We start from the raw sequence: 15,411 nt of genomic DNA, 5'->3' as shown, positions 1-15,411 counted from the left end.
CTAGCCGCGCCGCCCCTCACGCCGGCGGCGGCAGGAAGTTCACCTCGTAGCGCGCCGAGAGCGCGACGACGTCCGGCGGGTTCTGCTCCTTCATCGAGTGGATGGCCCAGAACAGGTCGTAGAGCTTGCGCGTCGGCGTCACCCAGAAGAAGCACTTCACGGTCTGGTCGGATTTGTTGAACAGGCCGTGCGGGATGCCCATCGGCAGCTTGATCACATCGCCGGCGGTCGCGGCGAAGTCGCGGCCGTCGATCACCGCGTCGAGCCTGCCCTCGAGCATGTAGATGAACTCGTCCTGCGTCGGATGGATGTGCGGCGGCACGAAGGTGCCCGACGGGAATGTCGCATGCCAGGCGAAGGACTCCTCCGAGAGCTGCTTGGGCACATAGGTCTGGCCCAGAATGCTCCACACGATCCCATCGATACCAGTGCCGGCCTTGGTGATGCCGGGCGTCATCGGCTGCATGCGTCGAACTCCTTTGTTGGCCGGCAGCTTAAAGAACGGCCCGGCAGAGTTCCAGACCGTTTCGGCGGCACCTGCGAATAGCGTTTACGCACCGCGTTAAGCATGGCGTCCGAGCCCGCTCACGGTGCCGGCCGGAGATCCGGGGCGCCGCGCCCCCTTGCGCGCCGCACGGGCCGACGCCGGACGACCCAATTCCCGCTGGCCGTGCGCGTTGTCTTCCTCGCCCCGATCAGGCGCATCTTTTTGACGCTCTCTTGACGTCTTGTACCGCACTCCGGTTCGCAAATTGCGATGCGTCGATTGACTTGGCGACTGCTGCGATTGCTATCATCGCGCATCGAGGAAACGTTCACTGTACCACGCTCCGGGACCGACGATGTCATCCGATTCACATGTCGCGAGCACACGACCGCACAACGCGCGATCGATCGAAATCCGCGAGTACCGCATTCCGAGCGAAGGCAGCGCGCCCTACATTTGCGTTGAGGGGCCGGATCGCAATCTCTGGTTCTGCGAGAGCGGCGCCGCCAAGGTCGGCTGCTTCGATCCACGCACGCAGCGCTTTACCGAGTTCGAGTTGCCGACGCCCAATGCGACGCCGATCGGCATCGTTCTCGGCGGCGATGGCAATCTGTGGTTCGCGCAAAAGAAAGCGAACAAGATCGGGCGTCTCTCGCCCCAGGGCGCGTTGGCCGAATTCGACGTGCCGACACCGAACGCGGGACCCGACGGCATCGCGCTCGGACCGGACGGCAATATCTGGTTCTCGGAAACCGAAGTCAGTCAGATCGGCCGCATCACCCCCGACGGCAGGATCACCGAATTCAAAGACGGCATCACGCCAGGCAGCAAGCCGTTGTCGATCGTGGTGCGCGATGGGGCGCTGTGGTTCAGCGAGGCGGCCGGCAACCGGGTCGGACGGATAAGCGTCGACGGCGCGGTCACCGAGTTCGATATCCCGACGCGCGACAGCCAGCCGCGCGCGATGGTCACGTATGACGACGGCAGCATCTGGTTCGTCGAGACGGGTGCCAATGCGCTCGGTCGCCTGGACCGCGACGGCACCTTTCGGGATTTCGTGTTTCCGACGCCGAATGCGTCGCTGCGCGGCGTTGCTATCGGCGCCGACGGCAATCTCTGGTGCACGGAAAACTTCGCCAACAAGATCGGTCACATGAAACCGGACGGCACCTTGATCGCCGAATACGACATTCCGACGAAGGCCAGCGGCGCGCGCTGCATTGCCGGGCTGTCGAACGGACGACTTTACTTCACGCAATACGACGCCGGGCTGATCGGTGAGATCATTCTCGGCTGACCGCCGGAGAAGGGGGAAAATGTGACGGTTGAATGGATCGAGTATCGGGCCGGCGGCATCGTCGGCCGCGGCGCCCTGGTCTACGACGAGCACACGAGCGGCGAGCGGCCGTTGCTACTGATGGCGCCGAACTGGCTTGGCGTCAGCAATGAAGCGATCGAGCGCGCGGCCGCCATCGCCGGCAACAAGTACGTCGCCTTCGTCGCCGACATGTACGGTGAGGGTAAGGTTCCCGACAGCCCGCCGGAAGCGATGTCCCTCGCCAACGCCGTGCGTGCCGACGCGCCTGAACGACGGCGGCGCATCGTTGCGGCGCTGGAGACGTTGCGCGCCGAAAGCAGCAAACGCGCCATCGGCGATCTGAAACGACAGGCCGCGGCCGGCTTCTGCTTCGGCGGCGGCAACGTGCTCGAGCTCGCGCGCAGCGGCGCCGACATACAGGCGGCGATCTGCCTGCACGGCGACCTGCTGACGCCGCTGCCGGCCAAGCCCGGCGACATCAAAGCGGCCATTTGCGTGATGCACGGCGCCAAGGATCCTGTGGTGCCGAAGAGCGACCGCGATGCTTTCGAGGCGGAGATGGAAGCCGCCGACGCCAAATGGCAGATGCTCGTCTTCGGCGGCCTGCTGCATTCCTTCTGCGAGATCGAATCCGATGTGCCGGGCATCGCCTGTTACGACCCGGGCGCGGCACGGCAGAGCTACGCGATGCTCGACGCCTTCGCGACGGCTGCCTTCGAAGGCAAGCTCTAAGAAAAAACGCATGCTCAAAAGAACGACAACAATCGATAACTGGGGAAGGAAAACGTCATGGGGAAAGTCGCGCGCGTTGCTTTAGGTCTTGTTCTCACATTCGGCGCCGCCACGGCGCATGCAGAGACTTATCCTGACCGGCCGATCCGGCTGATCGTGTCGATCGCCGCCGGCAGCGTCACCGATGTCATCGCCCGCAAGGCCGGACAGGAATTGTCGCAACGGCTCGGCCAGCCGCTGATCATCGAGAACCGCGGCACGGCGGGCGGCATCATCGCGGCACAGGCTTGCGCGCAAGCCGCGCCCGACGGTTACACGCTTTGCCTGCTGCACCACGACGCCATGTCGTACAATCCGCTTCACTACGCCAAGCTGCCCTACGATCCCGCGCGCGATCTCGCACCGATCACGCGGCTCTTCTTTCTCAACGAAGGGCTGTTCGTTTCGTCCGCGCTTGGCGTGAACACGATCGCCGAGCTCAAGGGCATGGCGCAGGCGAAACCCGACGGCCTCAATTTCGCGACCTTGGGCGACGGCTCGTTCCCCGATCTGTTCCTGAAGTGGCTCAACAACCAGTGGGGCACCGGGATCGTCGGCGTGCCCTATGCCGGCGGCGGGCCCGCGGCACAGGCTGTCGCCGCCAACCAGGTGCAAGCGACGCGCTTCGGGGTCGGCAACTTCCTCGGATTGGTGAAAGCCGGCAACGTCAAGGCACTCGCGATTTCGTCGGCCAAGCGCTCGCCGCTCCTGCCGGATGTGCCTACCTTCGACGAAGCGGGCCTGCCCGGCTATCCCGGCAAAGGCTGGTGGGGCATCGTGGCGCCAAAAGCCACGCCGCCCGCGGTCATCGCGAAGATCAACAGCGCCTTCGTGACGCTGTTCAGCGAGCCCGCGTTCGTGGCCTATCTCGAGCAGCAGTCTGTGGTCGCGGCGCCGACCACGCCGGAGGCCTTCGCCGCGTTTCTGGTCGAAGACCGCAAGGCCGCCGAGACCCTGATCAAGATCGCCAACACCAAGCGCGAAGAATACAAGCCGCAGTAAAGCGCGCGCGATCCACCCGTTCTGCGGGCAGGGCGGCGCCCTGCCCGCCCTGCCGCGCCGAAATAGCTGGGATGTCGCGACGGAAAGCGTTGGAACCGGCGCGGCCGGCGGGGTCCGCCCCTCGAAATACGGGCCCACGAATGCCATCTTTGGGCTAGAGAGAATCTATGGTGGCCGTTGTCTCGGCCTTCTCTAACCCCTTGGAAAGATGGCCGAGTCCCCGCGTTCCGCTCCCGTATCCGTGCCCCCGCGCCCCGCCGCCGGCGGGATTGCCGCCCGGGCGATGGCCGCCCGCGCCAGCAATCTGCCGTATCTCACCGACCTCAACCCGGAGCAGCGGGCGGCGGTGGAGACGCTCGACGGCCCGGTGCTGGTGCTGGCCGGCGCCGGCACCGGCAAGACGCGCGTGCTGACCACGCGCATCGCGCACATCCTCAACATGGGCCGGGCGCATCCCTCGCAGATCCTCGCCGTGACCTTCACCAACAAGGCGGCGCGCGAGATGAAGGAGCGCGTCGGCATGATGGTCGGCGCGGTCGCCGAGGGCATGCCCTGGATGGGCACCTTCCATTCCATCGGCGTGAAGATCCTCCGCCGCCACGCCGAGATGGTCGGTCTCAAGAGCGACTTCACCATCCTCGACACCGACGACCAGATTCGCGTCCTCAAGCAGCTCGTCGAAGCCGAGGGGCTCGACGACAAACGCTGGCCGGCGCGCGTGCTGGCGATGCTGATCGACGGCTGGAAGAACCGCGGCCTCACGCCGGAGCAAGTGCCGGCCGGCGAAGCCGCGAGCTTCGGCAACGGCAAGGGCAAGAAGCTCTACACCGCCTATCAGGAGCGGCTGAAGACGCTGAACGCGGCCGACTTCGGCGACCTGCTCTTGGAGTGCATTCGCCTGTTCCGGCAGAACCCGGATGTGCTCAAGCAGTATCAGCAGCGCTTCAGGTTCATCCTGGTGGACGAATATCAGGATACGAACGTCGCGCAGTATTTGTGGCTGAGATTGCTGTCGCAGAATGTACCGAGCACGTCGCCGCAAGCCGCAGCGCAACCCTCTCCCCTTGCGGGAGAGGGTGGATCGCCTGAGCAAAGCGAAGGCGAGCCGGATGAGGGGTTCGAACTCGCCGATACGTTCGATATGCCGGCAAGCACTGACCCCTCACCCGCCTTCGCGGCTGACGCCGCTCAGGCACCCTCTCCCGCAAGGGGAGAGGAAAGCGCACAAGCGGCTTTGCCAAGCGCATCGCAGACGCACCAAAAAAACATCTGCTGCGTCGGCGACGACGACCAGTCGATCTATGGCTGGCGCGGCGCCGAGGTCGACAACATCCTGCGCTTCGATCACGACTTCCCGGGCGCGAAGGTCGTGCGCCTGGAACGCAACTATCGCAGCACCGGCCACATCCTCGCCGCCGCGAGCGCGCTCATCGCGCATAACGAAGGCCGCCTCGGCAAGACGCTGCGCACCGAGGACGAACTCGGCGAGAAGGTGCAGGTCACCGGCGCGTGGGACTCCGAGGAAGAAGCCCGCGCCATCGGCGAAGAGATCGAGCAGATGCAGCGCGAGGCGCGCGACCGCGGCGAGGACCATCCGCTCGACGAGGTCGCGATCCTGGTGCGCGCGTCGTTCCAGATGCGCGAGTTCGAAGACCGCTTCATCCAGCTCGGCATGCCTTATCGCGTCATCGGCGGCCCGCGCTTCTACGAGCGCGCGGAAATCCGCGACGCCCTCGCCTACCTGCGCGTCGTCGCGCAGCCGGCCGACGACCTCGCTTTCGAGCGCATCGTCAACACGCCGAAGCGCGGCCTCGGCGACGCCGCGCTGCAGATGCTGCACGACTATGCGCGCAAGAACAAAGTGCCGCTGACGGAGGCCGCGCGCGCGCTGTCCGCCACCGACGAGATGAAGCCGAAGCCGCGCACCGCGTTGCGCACGCTGATGGAAAGCTTCGGCCGCTGGGCCAAGCAGAAGGAGACGCTGCCCCACAACGAGCTCGCCGAGATCATCCTCGACGAGTCGGGCTACACCGAGATGTGGCAGAAGGACCGCAGCGCCGACGCCGCCGGACGGCTGGAAAACCTCAAGGAGCTGGTGCGCTCGATGGAGGAGTTCGAGAACCTGCAAGGCTTCCTCGAACACATCTCGCTGGTGATGGACCGCGACAGCGCCGACAACGAGCAGGCCGTCAGCATCATGACGCTGCACTCGGCCAAGGGCCTGGAGTTCGACACCGTGTTCCTGCCCGGCTGGGAGGAAGGCCTGTTTCCGCATCAGCGCTCGCTCGACGACCAGGGCCGCGCCGGCCTCGAGGAAGAGCGCCGCCTCGCCCATGTCGGCATCACGCGCGCGCGCAAGCGCGCCAAGATCTACTTCGCCGCCAACCGGCGCATCCACGGCCTGTGGTCGTCGAACGTGCCGTCGCGCTTCCTCGACGAGCTGCCGGAGGAGCATGTCGAGGTGAAGGAGGCCGCGGGCGGCACCGGCGGCTTCGGCATGTCGGGCTACGGCCCGAGCCGCTTCGACGAGATGGGCTCGTTCGGCTCGACCTATTCCACGCCCGGCTGGCAGCGCGCGCAGCAGCGGCGCGGCAAAGGCGGCTTCTCCGACAGCGGCGCGCCGCGCTATGTGCCCGACGGCGTGTTCGACCAGGACAGCGACGCTTATGCGGACGACGACGCCGCATCGTCCCCTCCCCCCTTGAGTGAGAGGGGTGGCCGCGCGCAAAGCGCCGGTCGCTTAGCGCCCAAACGCGCGCCGCTCACCATCGAAGGCGAACTGATCGCCAAGTCCACGGGCGCGTCGTCCTCGTTCAAAGTGGGCGACCGCGTCTTCCATCAGAAATTCGGCAACGGCAACGTCGTCAACGTCGACGGCAACAAGCTCACCATCGCCTTCGACAAAGCCGGCGAGAAGCGCGTGGTGGATAGCTTCGTCGAACGGGTGTGAACGCCGCCATTGCGCGGCATCGCAGCCCGCGTCCCACGATACCGCGCGCTGCCGCAGGGGTTACCTGCGGCCCTACCTGCACCCGCCTTCAGGGAACGAAACCGCCATCCGAACATTATATGCGCGCAGTAACGCGTCGGAGACCCCGCGGCCATGCAAGCCTCGATCGACTACAGCGTCAAAGCCCGCGAATTGTTCGTCGCGGCCGAAGCGCAAAAAGAGCCGCTGTTGCGCGCCGGCTTTGCCGGCATGGCGCGTGCTTATCTGCTGCTGGCCGAACGCGCCAATGGCGCGCCCGACGAGAGCGATGAACAGGCGCACGACGAGACCCCGGCCGACGCCTAAAGGACGCCCGGCGGACGGCAGCGCCGCTCCGCAAGCCTCTTCTCTCACCGTAAAGGCCGCCGGCAAGGCCGAAGGCCAAGCCCCTTCCCGGGCGCGCCTGCTGTGACATAATCGATGCAAGGGCGGCGCGATCCATCGGGAGCGTGCCTTTGCGACATCTGACCGCCGTGCTCATCCTCACCGGCGCGTTTGCGCTTTCCGGCGCCGCGCTGGCGCGCGACCTGACGTTGCCCAAGACGTCGAGCGATCAGCTCAAGGGCGCGTGCGACAAAGCCGGCGGCACGTTCTCGCAGGACGCCCGAGGCTATGGCTGCGGCACCGATTGCGCCGGCAAAGCCGGCACCGATTGCACGGTGTTCTGCTCAGCCGACAATAAGTGCACCGCTCAGGTCATCGGCGCGCGCCGGCCGCGCAGCGTGGCCGATGCACTGACGAAGCCGAAGGGAAGAAGGTGAGAGGCGTCGCGGGCCCGCGCGGCGGCCGCCCGGCGTGAGCTCAACACTTGCCGCGCCGGATAACGGTCCCATCGGCACAAGCGGCCGTGCAGGCATTGGAGAACGTGCGCCACGCGCCGTTCGGCATCAGCGCGCAGACCGGCCGGTAATCCCGGGTGCAGGCGCATTTGCGTCCGGCCACGCCGGCGACGGTAAAGCCGCCGGCAGCGCGCGCGGCAGGCGCCTGCGCGGCGGCCGGCATGGTCGCAGGCAGGCTGGCGGCGATGACGGCCACAGCGATGGCGCCGATCGCTGCGCGATGTCCGGGGAAAAACGGCATGGCGGGCTGGTTGTGGTGAGACAATTATACCCGCATCGTAGCGGACCTTGGCCATTCGGCAAGCGGTGACCAGCTGACATAACGCGCTACCGCCCGACCCGGCGCGCCCTGCTCTCGCCCCATTTCCCCGATTTACGGCCCCTCATCACACATTAGTCGGGGATTTTATTCATGAAGGCTCTTTGGCTGGGGCTCGCTTTGGGCCTCGTCGCCGTCACCGCCGCCAATGCCGGCGGCTGGTCGACCGTGCATCGATACGTGAAGAAGTCCGGCAGCTGCGCCGGACAGGAAGTACTGGCCAGCCATTATTCATCGGGCAAGCGCACCGCGACGGGCGAGCGCTTCGACGCCAACGGCAACACCGCCGCGGCGCGCACCTGGCCGCTCGGCACATCGCTCACCGTCACCAATCCGAAGAACGGCCGTTCGCTCGTTGTGCGCGTCAACGACACCGGGCCTTACGGCACGGCGTATCGCATGGGCGCGCGGCTCGATCTCGCGCACGGCGCGGCGCGCCGCCTCGGCATGAGCGGCGCGCAGTATCTCTGCGTGAGCTGAGCGCTTCTGATCGAATGAGTTGGCGTGAGTTGAAGAGCCTGCACCGCGGCGCGCAATAACGCGCCGTCACTTCCTGCGGCACACTCTGCGCGGACCGTCGTTCGGCTGATAAGTGCAGTCCGACGCGCGGAAGCTCTTGTAGTGCCCTTCGCAGGCCGCGACGTTGCAGCCGGGCGGCGCGGCCGGCGCCTGTGCGCGGGCTTCGCTCGCCTCGACGGCGGGCGGCGGCGCGACAGTCGCGCTGGCGGCGGGGGCCGGAGCCTGCCGCGGTGCGACGGCTTGAACCGGCGCGGGCGCGGGCGCTGCGGGAGCAGGCGTCGCGGCCACCGGTGGCGGGCTCGGCGGCGACGGATAAGCGATCGGCACTTGCAGGCTCGATATGCGCGGCGGCGCAGCAGGCGTGCTCAGCCAATCGAGGCCAACCGCCACATTCACAAGCGCGACCGCCACAACGGCCAGAAACACACGCCACGACATCGCACGCCCTCGCTGGGAAGGCCCCCACGCCGTCTGAATACGCCGGTGGCGCGGGCATCGCCTTGATCTTAATCTATGAACGATCGCGGCCTTTGGTAGGTCCGCACCGCAAGGCCGGTAAAAGGGCCGCCGCCGCCCACCCACGCGAAGGAAGCCTATGTCCGCCTTTCGACCCGTCGCGCTCGTTGCCGCCGCCCTGCTCACCGGGAGCGCCGCCGCGCAGGCGCTCGACATCAATACGTTTCGTGCCCAGCACAAGCTGCCGCGGCTGTCGGTCTCTTCCGCGCTCGCGGCCGCCGCGCACAGTCATGCGCACGACCTCGCGCGGCGCGGCCGGCTCGATCACGATGGCTTTCGCGCGCGCCTCGGCGCGATCGTGTCGTCGGCCGCGGCCGAGAACGTGCTGGTCGGCTGCGCCGATTCCGCGTGCGCCTTCCGCACCTGGGCGCAGTCGTCGGGCCATCGCCGCAACATGCTGATGCGCAACATCACGCATTACGGCCTCGCCTCCGCGACGGCGGAGAACGGACGCAAATACTGGGTGCTGGAGCTGGGGAATTGACATTCTGCGCCGCCACAGTGGACGGTCATGCGCGGGCTTGACCCGCGCATCCATGATGAGATTCACATTCAGCAGACTTACGACTAAGACTTCCAATGCCTCGCGGCCTCATGGATGGCCGGGTCAAGCCCGGCCATGACAACCGAGAGGCCACGCTATCTGGCCGCTGGCCTCCTCAGAAAGTCCTCTCACCATGCCGCTTTCCGACACGCTGAAAACGCTCATCCGCAACGCCTGGGACGATGGCTATCCCTGCCTCGTCGCCACCAGCGGTCCGCTCGGGCCGAACATCGCGCCGAAGGGCAGCATGGTCGTCTACGACGATGCGCATCTCGCCTGGTGGGAGCGCTCCAAGAAAGGCGCGCTGGACAATCTCCAGCACGATCCGCGCGTGTGCATCATGTATTCGAACTTCAAGGCACAGCGCGACGGCCTCCTCGAGAGCGGCTTCATCCGCTTCTTCGGCAAGGTCGAGCTGATCGAGAGCGGACCGGTGCACCAGAAGGTCTTCTCGCTGCTGCTGCCGCGCGAGCAGACCCATGTCGGCGCCGACACCGGCATCGCCGCGCTGGTCAAAATCGACAAGGCGCTGGATGCCCGCGGCAAAGTGTTACTCTGAGGCTGCGGCGCCGCGCGCGGTCCGTACTGGTGCGCGGCGGGGACGGAACGGTCGTGCGCCAGCCGCATTGACAACTCCGTGATCGGTCACATTTGCCCCCTCACCACGTGCTAGGGTTCCCGTTCATCCGGGGGTTTGGAGTAAGTCTATGCGTATCCCTCAGCTCTGCATCGCCGTCGCCGGCTTCGCGGCGTTTCTTGCCGCCGTGCCCGCCCGGGCCGAGCTTCTCATCACCGTCGACAAATCGGCGCAGCGGATGTCCGTCGTTGAGGACGGCGAGGAGCTCTATGTCTGGCCGGTGTCCACCGGCGCCTCCGGCTACGATACGCCGAGCGGCGACTGGAAGCCGTTCCGCATGGAGAAGGACCACTTCTCCAAGGAGTGGGACGACGCGCCGATGCCGAACTCGATCTTCTTCACCATGAAAGGCCACGCCATCCACGGCACGCTCGATGCCAAGAATCTTGGCAAGCCGGTGTCGCATGGCTGCGTGCGCCTCTCGCGCGCCAATTCCGAGATCCTCTGGGACCTCGTGAAGAAAAACAAAATGGCTAATACCAAAGTCGTGCTCGAGGGCGAAATCCCGAGCGCCGGCGTACCGGTCGCCCGCAGGCCGTCGGCGCGGCCGTCGCAGCAGCAGCAGGCGCAGGATTACGAGCGCTATTACTCGACCGACGACGAGTACGGCGATTACGTCGCCCGCCAGCCGCAGCGCCCCGTGCGCGCCCGCAGCTACGACAACTCCGGCCGCTACTATTACTACTATCGCGACCAGCCCGCCCCCCCTCCGGTCGAACGCCGCTACTACCGCGCCGGCTCGAACAACCCGCCGCCGGGCTTCCTGCCGTTCGGCTGGTGAGCCTGCGCCAGCTTAAAGCCGGCGCACCGCGCGTTTCGATCACGGAACGAAACGCACGGCGCCCGGCTTGAGCGGGTGGAGGTGAACCATGATCCGCAAACTGGCGAGCGGCAAATACCGGCTGTATTCCCGTAAGAAGAACCCGAAGACCGGCAAAAGGCGCAACCTCGGCACCTTCGACACCAAGGCGGCCGCTGTGCAGCACGAGCGCGAGGTCCAGTACTTCAAGCGGCATTGAGGCTATAGTGGCGGGGTGGATTCGAAGGAGCATCCGATGCTGTCCCGCCTGCTCGTCGCCGCGATCCTAATCGGCGCCGCGACGCAAGCTTTCGCCGAGCCGCGCCACGCCGGGCGCTACGATATGGTGCGCCTCTCCGGCCGCCACCAGCCCGAAGGCAAGGTCCTCATTCTCGACCGCAAGACCGGCCAGATGTGGACCTGGTCGGAGCATTCGCTCGCCACCTATTCGGGCCAGATCTTCCCCATCACCGCGGACGGCTCCTTCGCGCGCATCCTCCACGTGCCGCAGGACAAGCGTTAAGCGCCTTTCCGATGGACAATCCCACGACCGTCGCGCGCCTGTCCTGCGACGAGGCCACGGCTCGCCGCGTCGCGGCGTTCCTTGGCGAGAGCCTGGACGCCGAAGATACCGCCTGCGCCGCCTTCGAGGACGACAGCGGCCAATGGCACGTTGCCATCCACTTCCGTTTTCCGCCTGACGAAGCGGCGCTGCGCGATCTGGTGCGGCTCGCCGCGGGTGACAAAGCCGCAACGGCGTTGACGCTCGAGCCGATCGCCGCCACCGACTGGGTGGCGCAAAGTCTCGAAGGCCTCAAGCCGGTGCCGGCCGGTCGCTTCCTGGTGCACGGCGCCCACGACCGCAAGCGCGTGCCGTCGCATGCGCTGGGCATCGAGATCGAGGCGGCGCTCGCGTTCGGCACCGGGCATCACGGCACCACGCGCGGCTGCCTGCTGGCGCTCGACGATCTGGCGCATCGCCGCCGCTTCCGCCGCGTGCTCGACGTCGGCACCGGCTCCGGCATTCTCGCCTTCGCCGCGGCCAAGGCGTTGCGCGCGCCCGTCGTCGCCAGCGACATCGACCCACTGGCCGTGGCGGTGGCGCGCGACAATGCGCGGCTCAATCATGTCGCGCCGCTCATCACGTTCGTCACCGCCGCGGGCGTCGGCCGCCGCGCGCTCACCGCGCCCGGCCCTTACGATCTGATTTTCGCCAATATCCTGCTTGGCCCGCTGGTGCGCATGGCGCGTCCGCTGGCCCGCCTCGCCGCGCCGGGCGCGCGCGTGGTGCTCTCGGGTCTATTGCCGGGCCATGCCAACGCCGCGCTTGCCGCGTATCGCGCGCAGGGCCTGGTGCTCGAGAAGCGGTTCCCGCTCGACGGCTGGATGACGCTCGTCCTGCGGCGCGCGGGCGGCTAAAGTGCCGGCCATGTTCAAAGCACACTTTCAGACGTTCGACGATTCCAGCGAGCGCGCCGCGAGCGCGGCCCGCGTCGCCGCCCTGCGCGCCGAGCTCACGCGGCGCGGCCTCGACGGCTTTCTCGTGCCGCGCGCCGACCGCCAGCAGAACGAGTACCTGCCGGCGAGCGAGGAACGCCTCGCCTGGCTGACGGGCTTCACCGGCTCGGCCGGTTTCGCCATCGTCCTTCATGACCGAGGGGCAGTTTTCGTCGACGGCCGCTACACCGTGCAGGCCGATGCGCAGATCGACAAGAACGTGTTCGCAATCGCGCATCTCGTCGAGACGCCGCCCGATCAGTGGCTGACACAGAACGTCACCGCGGGCCAGAAGGTCGGCTACGACGCCTGGCTGCACACGAGCGATCAGGTCGAACGATTCCGCCAAGCCGCGGCCACCGCCGGCGCCGAATTGGTGGCGGTCGAGGACAACCCGATCGACGCGCTGTGGCACGACCGCCCCGCTCCGCCATCCGGCCCCGTGACGTTGCGCGACATCAAGCTCGCCGGCGAAAGCGCCGCGGAAAAGCTGCAACGCGTGCGCGGCGAACTCACGAAGCTGCGTGCCGATGCGCTCGTCGTCTCCGATCCGCAGAACGTCGCCTGGACGTTCAACATCCGCGGCTCCGACATCGCGCATACGCCGCTCGCCCTCGCTTTCGCCATCGTGCCGCGCGACGGCCGCCCGGCGCTTTACGTCGACGGCGCCAAGCTCGACAACGAAACGCGCCACGCCCTCGAAGACGTGGCCGACGTGCGCGAACCGGCTGCGCTTGCCGGCGATCTCGCCGCCTTCAAGGACAAGACGGTTCGGCTCGACGGGGCGAGCGCGGCCGACGCATTGTCGCGCGAAGTCCAAATGCGCGGCGGCAAGCCCGCCGCCGGCGCCGACCCCATCACGTTGATGAAGGCGGTGAAGAACCATGCCGAGATCGCCGGCATGCGCGCCGCCCATATCCGCGACGGCGCGGCGGTGACGCGCTTCCTGGCCTGGCTCGATCGCGAGGCGCCGCGGGGAACGCTCACCGAGATCGACGCGGTGGCGGCGCTGGAGAGCTTCCGCCGCGAGACCGGGCTCTTGAAGGACATATCCTTCCCGACCATTGCCGGCGCCGGTCCGAACGGCGCGATCGTGCACTACCGTGTCACGCGCGAAACCAATCGCAAGCTCGGCGTCAACGAGCTGTTCCTCATCGATTCCGGCGCGCAATACGAGGACGGCACGACCGACATCACCCGCACCGTCGTCATCGGCGAGCCGACCGCCGAGATGCGCGATCGTTTCACGCGCGTGCTCAAAGGCCATATCGGCATCGCCACGGCTGTGTTTCCCGAAAACACCAGCGGCGCGCAGCTCGATCCCTTCGCACGCCACGCGCTGTGGCAGGCGGGGCTCGATTTCGATCACGGCACCGGCCACGGCGTCGGCAGCTATCTATCCGTGCACGAAGGCCCCGCGCGTATCTCGAAGCTCGGACACGTGACGCTTCGGCGCGGCATGATCCTGTCCAACGAGCCCGGCTACTACAAGACAGCCGAGTACGGCATCCGCATCGAGAACCTAGTGCTGGTGATCGCCGCGCCCGAGCCGGCCGGTGCCGAGAAACCACTCAACGCGTTCGAGACGTTGACGCTCGCACCGATCGATCGGCGGCTGATCAACACCCGCATGCTGACGGGCAAGGAGCGCCACTGGCTCGACAGCTACCACGCGCGTGTGCATGAAGTGGTCGGTCCGCTGGTCGACAGCCATACGCAAGCCTGGCTCGCAGCCGCCACGCGGCCGCTGTAAGCCAAATGCTAGTCTTCCGCCCCTCCGACGTCATGGCCGGGCTTGTCCCGGCCATCCACGTCTTCTGACAAAAGAAAGACGTGGATGCCCGGCACAAGGCCGGGCATGACTGAGAATAGGAATGCGCAATACAAAACCATCAACGTCATCTTCGGGCGCCACCAATTGGCGGCTGCTGGCGCTGCTGATGCTGATGACCGGCGTCGGCCCGGCAACGCTCAACATCGTTGTGCCGGCGCTGCCGACATTGGTCAAAGCGCTCGCGACCGACACCGCCACCGTGCAGCTCACGCTGTCGCTCTACCTGTTCAGCTTCGCCACCGCGCAGCTCGTGCTCGGCCCGTTGTCTGATCGTTTCGGCCGCCGGCCGGTGATCCTCGCCGCGCTCGCGCTCAATATGCTGGTGTCGTTCGCCGCGATCGCCGCCAGTTCGATCCACATGCTCATCGTCGCGCGCATCCTGCAGGCGATCGGCGCCTCCGGCGGCGTGGTGATCAGCCGCGCCATAATTCGCGACCTCTACGATCGCGACCGCGCCGCGGGGATGATCGGGCTCGTGACGACGGCGATGGTGATTGCGCCCATGGTGGCGCCGCTGATCGGCGGCCTGCTCGACACCGCGTTCGGCTGGGAAGCGATCTTCGTCGCCATTGCGCTGCTCGCTTCGACCGCGGTGATCTGGGCCTACTTCACCTTGCCGGAAACGCGGCCGGCGGCCGCGCCGCAGTCGCCGGGCCTCCTGATCGACGAATGGCGCAGGCTGCTGCGCCATCCGCGCTTCTACGGTTACGTTCTCATCGGCGCCTTCGGCTCGGCGCCGTTCTTCGTCTTTCTCGGCGGCGCCCCCCACGTCGTGATCACGCTGATGGGGCGCTCGTCAGCCGAGTACGGCCTGTGGTTCGCGGTGATGTCGTTCGGCTATATGAGCGGCAATTTCACGGTTTCGCGGCTGTCGCAGCGCTTCGGCGTCGACGCGCTCATCGTCGCCGGCCTTGTGGTCGAACTCATCGGCTGCGTGGTGACGGTGGCGCTGATCGCCACCTTCAAGAACGCGACGCCGGCTTTGATCTTCCTGCCGCAGCTCGTCGTGAGCTACGGCAACGGCCTGCTGATGGCGAACTCGATCTCGGGCGCAATCAGCATCCGGCCGCAGGCGGCGGGCAGCGCCTCCGGCATGGCCGGCTTTGTGCAAATGTCCGTCGGCGCCGCCTCGACGCAGATCGTATCGTTCTTGCTCGTCGGCGCGGCAACCGGCTTGCCGATGGCCTGGATGGCGGTCGCAGCGATCTCGCTTGGCTGCGTGGCCTATGTCGCGCTGGTGCGGACGCCGATGCGACGCGAATAGATACTCGTCATTCCGGGGCGCGAGCGCTTGCGAGCGAACCCGGAATCCAGACAGAGGCTCGGTGCTCGTTTCTGGA

At 66.8% G+C, this 15,411-nt stretch carries 18 protein-coding genes; 15 read left to right on the top strand and 3 right to left on the bottom strand.

Going from position 1 to position 15,411, the window contains the following annotated elements; translation table 11 throughout:
• Nucleotides 1-16 precede the first annotated feature (16 nt).
• On the bottom strand, nt 17-466 hold the full coding sequence (locus DW352_RS25485; protein WP_115693962.1) for a cupin domain-containing protein: 450 nt from the start codon (nt 464-466) through the stop codon (nt 17-19).
• 376 nt (nt 467-842) lie between these two features.
• On the opposite strand from DW352_RS25485, the gene DW352_RS25480 reads away from it, so the two are divergent.
• The 6 genes from DW352_RS25480 (at nt 843) to DW352_RS25455 (ending at nt 7,328) form a co-directional block, all read left to right on the top strand.
• Nucleotides 843-1,784 (top strand): Vgb family protein, encoded by a 942-nt coding sequence (locus DW352_RS25480; RefSeq protein WP_115693961.1) that lies wholly within the window; start codon nt 843-845, stop codon nt 1,782-1,784.
• A gap of 21 nt (nt 1,785-1,805) precedes the next feature.
• On the top strand, nt 1,806-2,537 hold the full coding sequence (locus DW352_RS25475; protein WP_115693960.1) for a dienelactone hydrolase family protein: 732 nt from the start codon (nt 1,806-1,808) through the stop codon (nt 2,535-2,537).
• A 57-nt stretch (nt 2,538-2,594) separates the two neighbouring features.
• Nucleotides 2,595-3,578: a Bug family tripartite tricarboxylate transporter substrate binding protein gene (locus DW352_RS25470; protein ID WP_115693959.1), complete on the top strand. Its 984-nt coding sequence runs from the start codon at nt 2,595-2,597 to the stop codon at nt 3,576-3,578.
• A 208-nt stretch (nt 3,579-3,786) separates the two neighbouring features.
• Nucleotides 3,787-6,528 carry an ATP-dependent helicase gene (locus DW352_RS25465; protein WP_115693958.1) on the top strand — a complete coding sequence of 914 codons (2,742 nt, stop codon included), beginning with the start codon at nt 3,787-3,789 and terminating at the stop codon, nt 6,526-6,528.
• Nucleotides 6,529-6,681: 153 nt separating this feature from the next.
• Nucleotides 6,682-6,873 carry a hypothetical protein gene (locus tag DW352_RS25460; protein ID WP_115693957.1) on the top strand — a complete coding sequence of 64 codons (192 nt, stop codon included), beginning with the start codon at nt 6,682-6,684 and terminating at the stop codon, nt 6,871-6,873.
• Between the two features lie 149 nt (nt 6,874-7,022).
• Nucleotides 7,023-7,328: a hypothetical protein gene (locus DW352_RS25455; protein WP_115693956.1), complete on the top strand. Its 306-nt coding sequence runs from the start codon at nt 7,023-7,025 to the stop codon at nt 7,326-7,328.
• 40 nt (nt 7,329-7,368) lie between these two features.
• Here the strand turns inward: DW352_RS25455 and DW352_RS25450 are convergent, their stop codons facing one another.
• Nucleotides 7,369-7,647, bottom strand: a complete 279-nt coding sequence (locus DW352_RS25450; RefSeq protein ID WP_115693955.1) for a hypothetical protein — start codon at nt 7,645-7,647, stop codon at nt 7,369-7,371.
• A gap of 171 nt (nt 7,648-7,818) precedes the next feature.
• Between DW352_RS25450 and DW352_RS25445 the strand changes: the two genes are divergently transcribed.
• Complete coding sequence (locus DW352_RS25445) at nt 7,819-8,205, top strand: septal ring lytic transglycosylase RlpA family protein (RefSeq protein WP_115693954.1); 387 nt, start codon at nt 7,819-7,821, stop codon at nt 8,203-8,205.
• A gap of 66 nt (nt 8,206-8,271) precedes the next feature.
• Here the strand turns inward: DW352_RS25445 and DW352_RS27455 are convergent, their stop codons facing one another.
• Nucleotides 8,272-8,682 (bottom strand): BA14K family protein, encoded by a 411-nt coding sequence (locus tag DW352_RS27455; protein WP_115693953.1) that lies wholly within the window; start codon nt 8,680-8,682, stop codon nt 8,272-8,274.
• A 157-nt stretch (nt 8,683-8,839) separates the two neighbouring features.
• Between DW352_RS27455 and DW352_RS25435 the strand changes: the two genes are divergently transcribed.
• From DW352_RS25435 to DW352_RS25400, 8 genes are all read left to right on the top strand, one after another.
• Nucleotides 8,840-9,244 carry a CAP domain-containing protein gene (locus DW352_RS25435; RefSeq protein WP_115693952.1) on the top strand — a complete coding sequence of 135 codons (405 nt, stop codon included), beginning with the start codon at nt 8,840-8,842 and terminating at the stop codon, nt 9,242-9,244.
• 193 nt (nt 9,245-9,437) lie between these two features.
• Nucleotides 9,438-9,863, top strand: coding sequence for a pyridoxamine 5'-phosphate oxidase family protein (locus DW352_RS25430; protein ID WP_115693951.1), 426 nt, complete (start codon nt 9,438-9,440; stop codon nt 9,861-9,863).
• A 148-nt stretch (nt 9,864-10,011) separates the two neighbouring features.
• A complete protein-coding gene (locus tag DW352_RS27205; RefSeq protein WP_210209893.1) occupies nt 10,012-10,722 on the top strand; it encodes a L,D-transpeptidase in 711 nt (236 codons plus the stop codon).
• 88 nt (nt 10,723-10,810) lie between these two features.
• On the top strand, nt 10,811-10,960 hold the full coding sequence (locus DW352_RS27115) for a hypothetical protein (protein WP_115693950.1): 150 nt from the start codon (nt 10,811-10,813) through the stop codon (nt 10,958-10,960).
• A 36-nt stretch (nt 10,961-10,996) separates the two neighbouring features.
• Nucleotides 10,997-11,263, top strand: coding sequence for a hypothetical protein (locus DW352_RS25415; protein WP_162827201.1), 267 nt, complete (start codon nt 10,997-10,999; stop codon nt 11,261-11,263).
• An 11-nt stretch (nt 11,264-11,274) separates the two neighbouring features.
• On the top strand, nt 11,275-12,159 hold the full coding sequence (locus DW352_RS25410; protein WP_115693948.1) for a 50S ribosomal protein L11 methyltransferase: 885 nt from the start codon (nt 11,275-11,277) through the stop codon (nt 12,157-12,159).
• A gap of 10 nt (nt 12,160-12,169) precedes the next feature.
• A complete protein-coding gene (locus DW352_RS25405; RefSeq protein WP_115694603.1) occupies nt 12,170-13,990 on the top strand; it encodes an aminopeptidase P family protein in 1,821 nt (606 codons plus the stop codon).
• A 121-nt stretch (nt 13,991-14,111) separates the two neighbouring features.
• Complete coding sequence (locus DW352_RS25400) at nt 14,112-15,335, top strand: multidrug effflux MFS transporter (RefSeq protein ID WP_115693947.1); 1,224 nt, start codon at nt 14,112-14,114, stop codon at nt 15,333-15,335.
• Nucleotides 15,336-15,411 lie beyond the last annotated feature (76 nt).

The sequence above is a fragment of the Pseudolabrys taiwanensis genome, from assembly GCF_003367395.1.
Taxonomy (GTDB): Bacteria; Pseudomonadota; Alphaproteobacteria; order Rhizobiales; family Xanthobacteraceae; genus Pseudolabrys; species Pseudolabrys taiwanensis.
This window is presented reverse-complemented; position numbering and strand designations above follow the sequence as displayed.

Excerpts from the sequence above, each read along its gene's own strand:
- DW352_RS27455 (WP_115693953.1), bottom strand. The coding sequence starts at position 8,682 with ATGTCGTGGCGTGTGTTTCTGGCCGTTGTGGCGGTCGCGCTTGTGAAT.
- DW352_RS25430 (WP_115693951.1), top strand. The coding sequence starts at position 9,438 with ATGCCGCTTTCCGACACGCTGAAAACGCTCATCCGCAACGCCTGGGAC.
- DW352_RS25460 (WP_115693957.1), top strand. The coding sequence starts at position 6,682 with ATGCAAGCCTCGATCGACTACAGCGTCAAAGCCCGCGAATTGTTCGTC.
- DW352_RS25400 (WP_115693947.1), top strand. The coding sequence starts at position 14,112 with ATGCGCAATACAAAACCATCAACGTCATCTTCGGGCGCCACCAATTGG.
- DW352_RS25445 (WP_115693954.1), top strand. The coding sequence starts at position 7,819 with ATGAAGGCTCTTTGGCTGGGGCTCGCTTTGGGCCTCGTCGCCGTCACC.
- DW352_RS27115 (WP_115693950.1), top strand. The coding sequence starts at position 10,811 with ATGATCCGCAAACTGGCGAGCGGCAAATACCGGCTGTATTCCCGTAAG.
- DW352_RS25405 (WP_115694603.1), top strand. The coding sequence starts at position 12,170 with ATGTTCAAAGCACACTTTCAGACGTTCGACGATTCCAGCGAGCGCGCC.
- DW352_RS25435 (WP_115693952.1), top strand. The coding sequence starts at position 8,840 with ATGTCCGCCTTTCGACCCGTCGCGCTCGTTGCCGCCGCCCTGCTCACC.
- DW352_RS25415 (WP_162827201.1), top strand. The coding sequence starts at position 10,997 with ATGCTGTCCCGCCTGCTCGTCGCCGCGATCCTAATCGGCGCCGCGACG.
- DW352_RS25410 (WP_115693948.1), top strand. The coding sequence starts at position 11,275 with ATGGACAATCCCACGACCGTCGCGCGCCTGTCCTGCGACGAGGCCACG.
- DW352_RS27205 (WP_210209893.1), top strand. The coding sequence starts at position 10,012 with ATGCGTATCCCTCAGCTCTGCATCGCCGTCGCCGGCTTCGCGGCGTTT.
- DW352_RS25470 (WP_115693959.1), top strand. The coding sequence starts at position 2,595 with ATGGGGAAAGTCGCGCGCGTTGCTTTAGGTCTTGTTCTCACATTCGGC.
- DW352_RS25465 (WP_115693958.1), top strand. The coding sequence starts at position 3,787 with ATGGCCGAGTCCCCGCGTTCCGCTCCCGTATCCGTGCCCCCGCGCCCC.
- DW352_RS25480 (WP_115693961.1), top strand. The coding sequence starts at position 843 with ATGTCATCCGATTCACATGTCGCGAGCACACGACCGCACAACGCGCGA.
- DW352_RS25450 (WP_115693955.1), bottom strand. The coding sequence starts at position 7,647 with ATGCCGTTTTTCCCCGGACATCGCGCAGCGATCGGCGCCATCGCTGTG.
- DW352_RS25485 (WP_115693962.1), bottom strand. The coding sequence starts at position 466 with ATGCAGCCGATGACGCCCGGCATCACCAAGGCCGGCACTGGTATCGAT.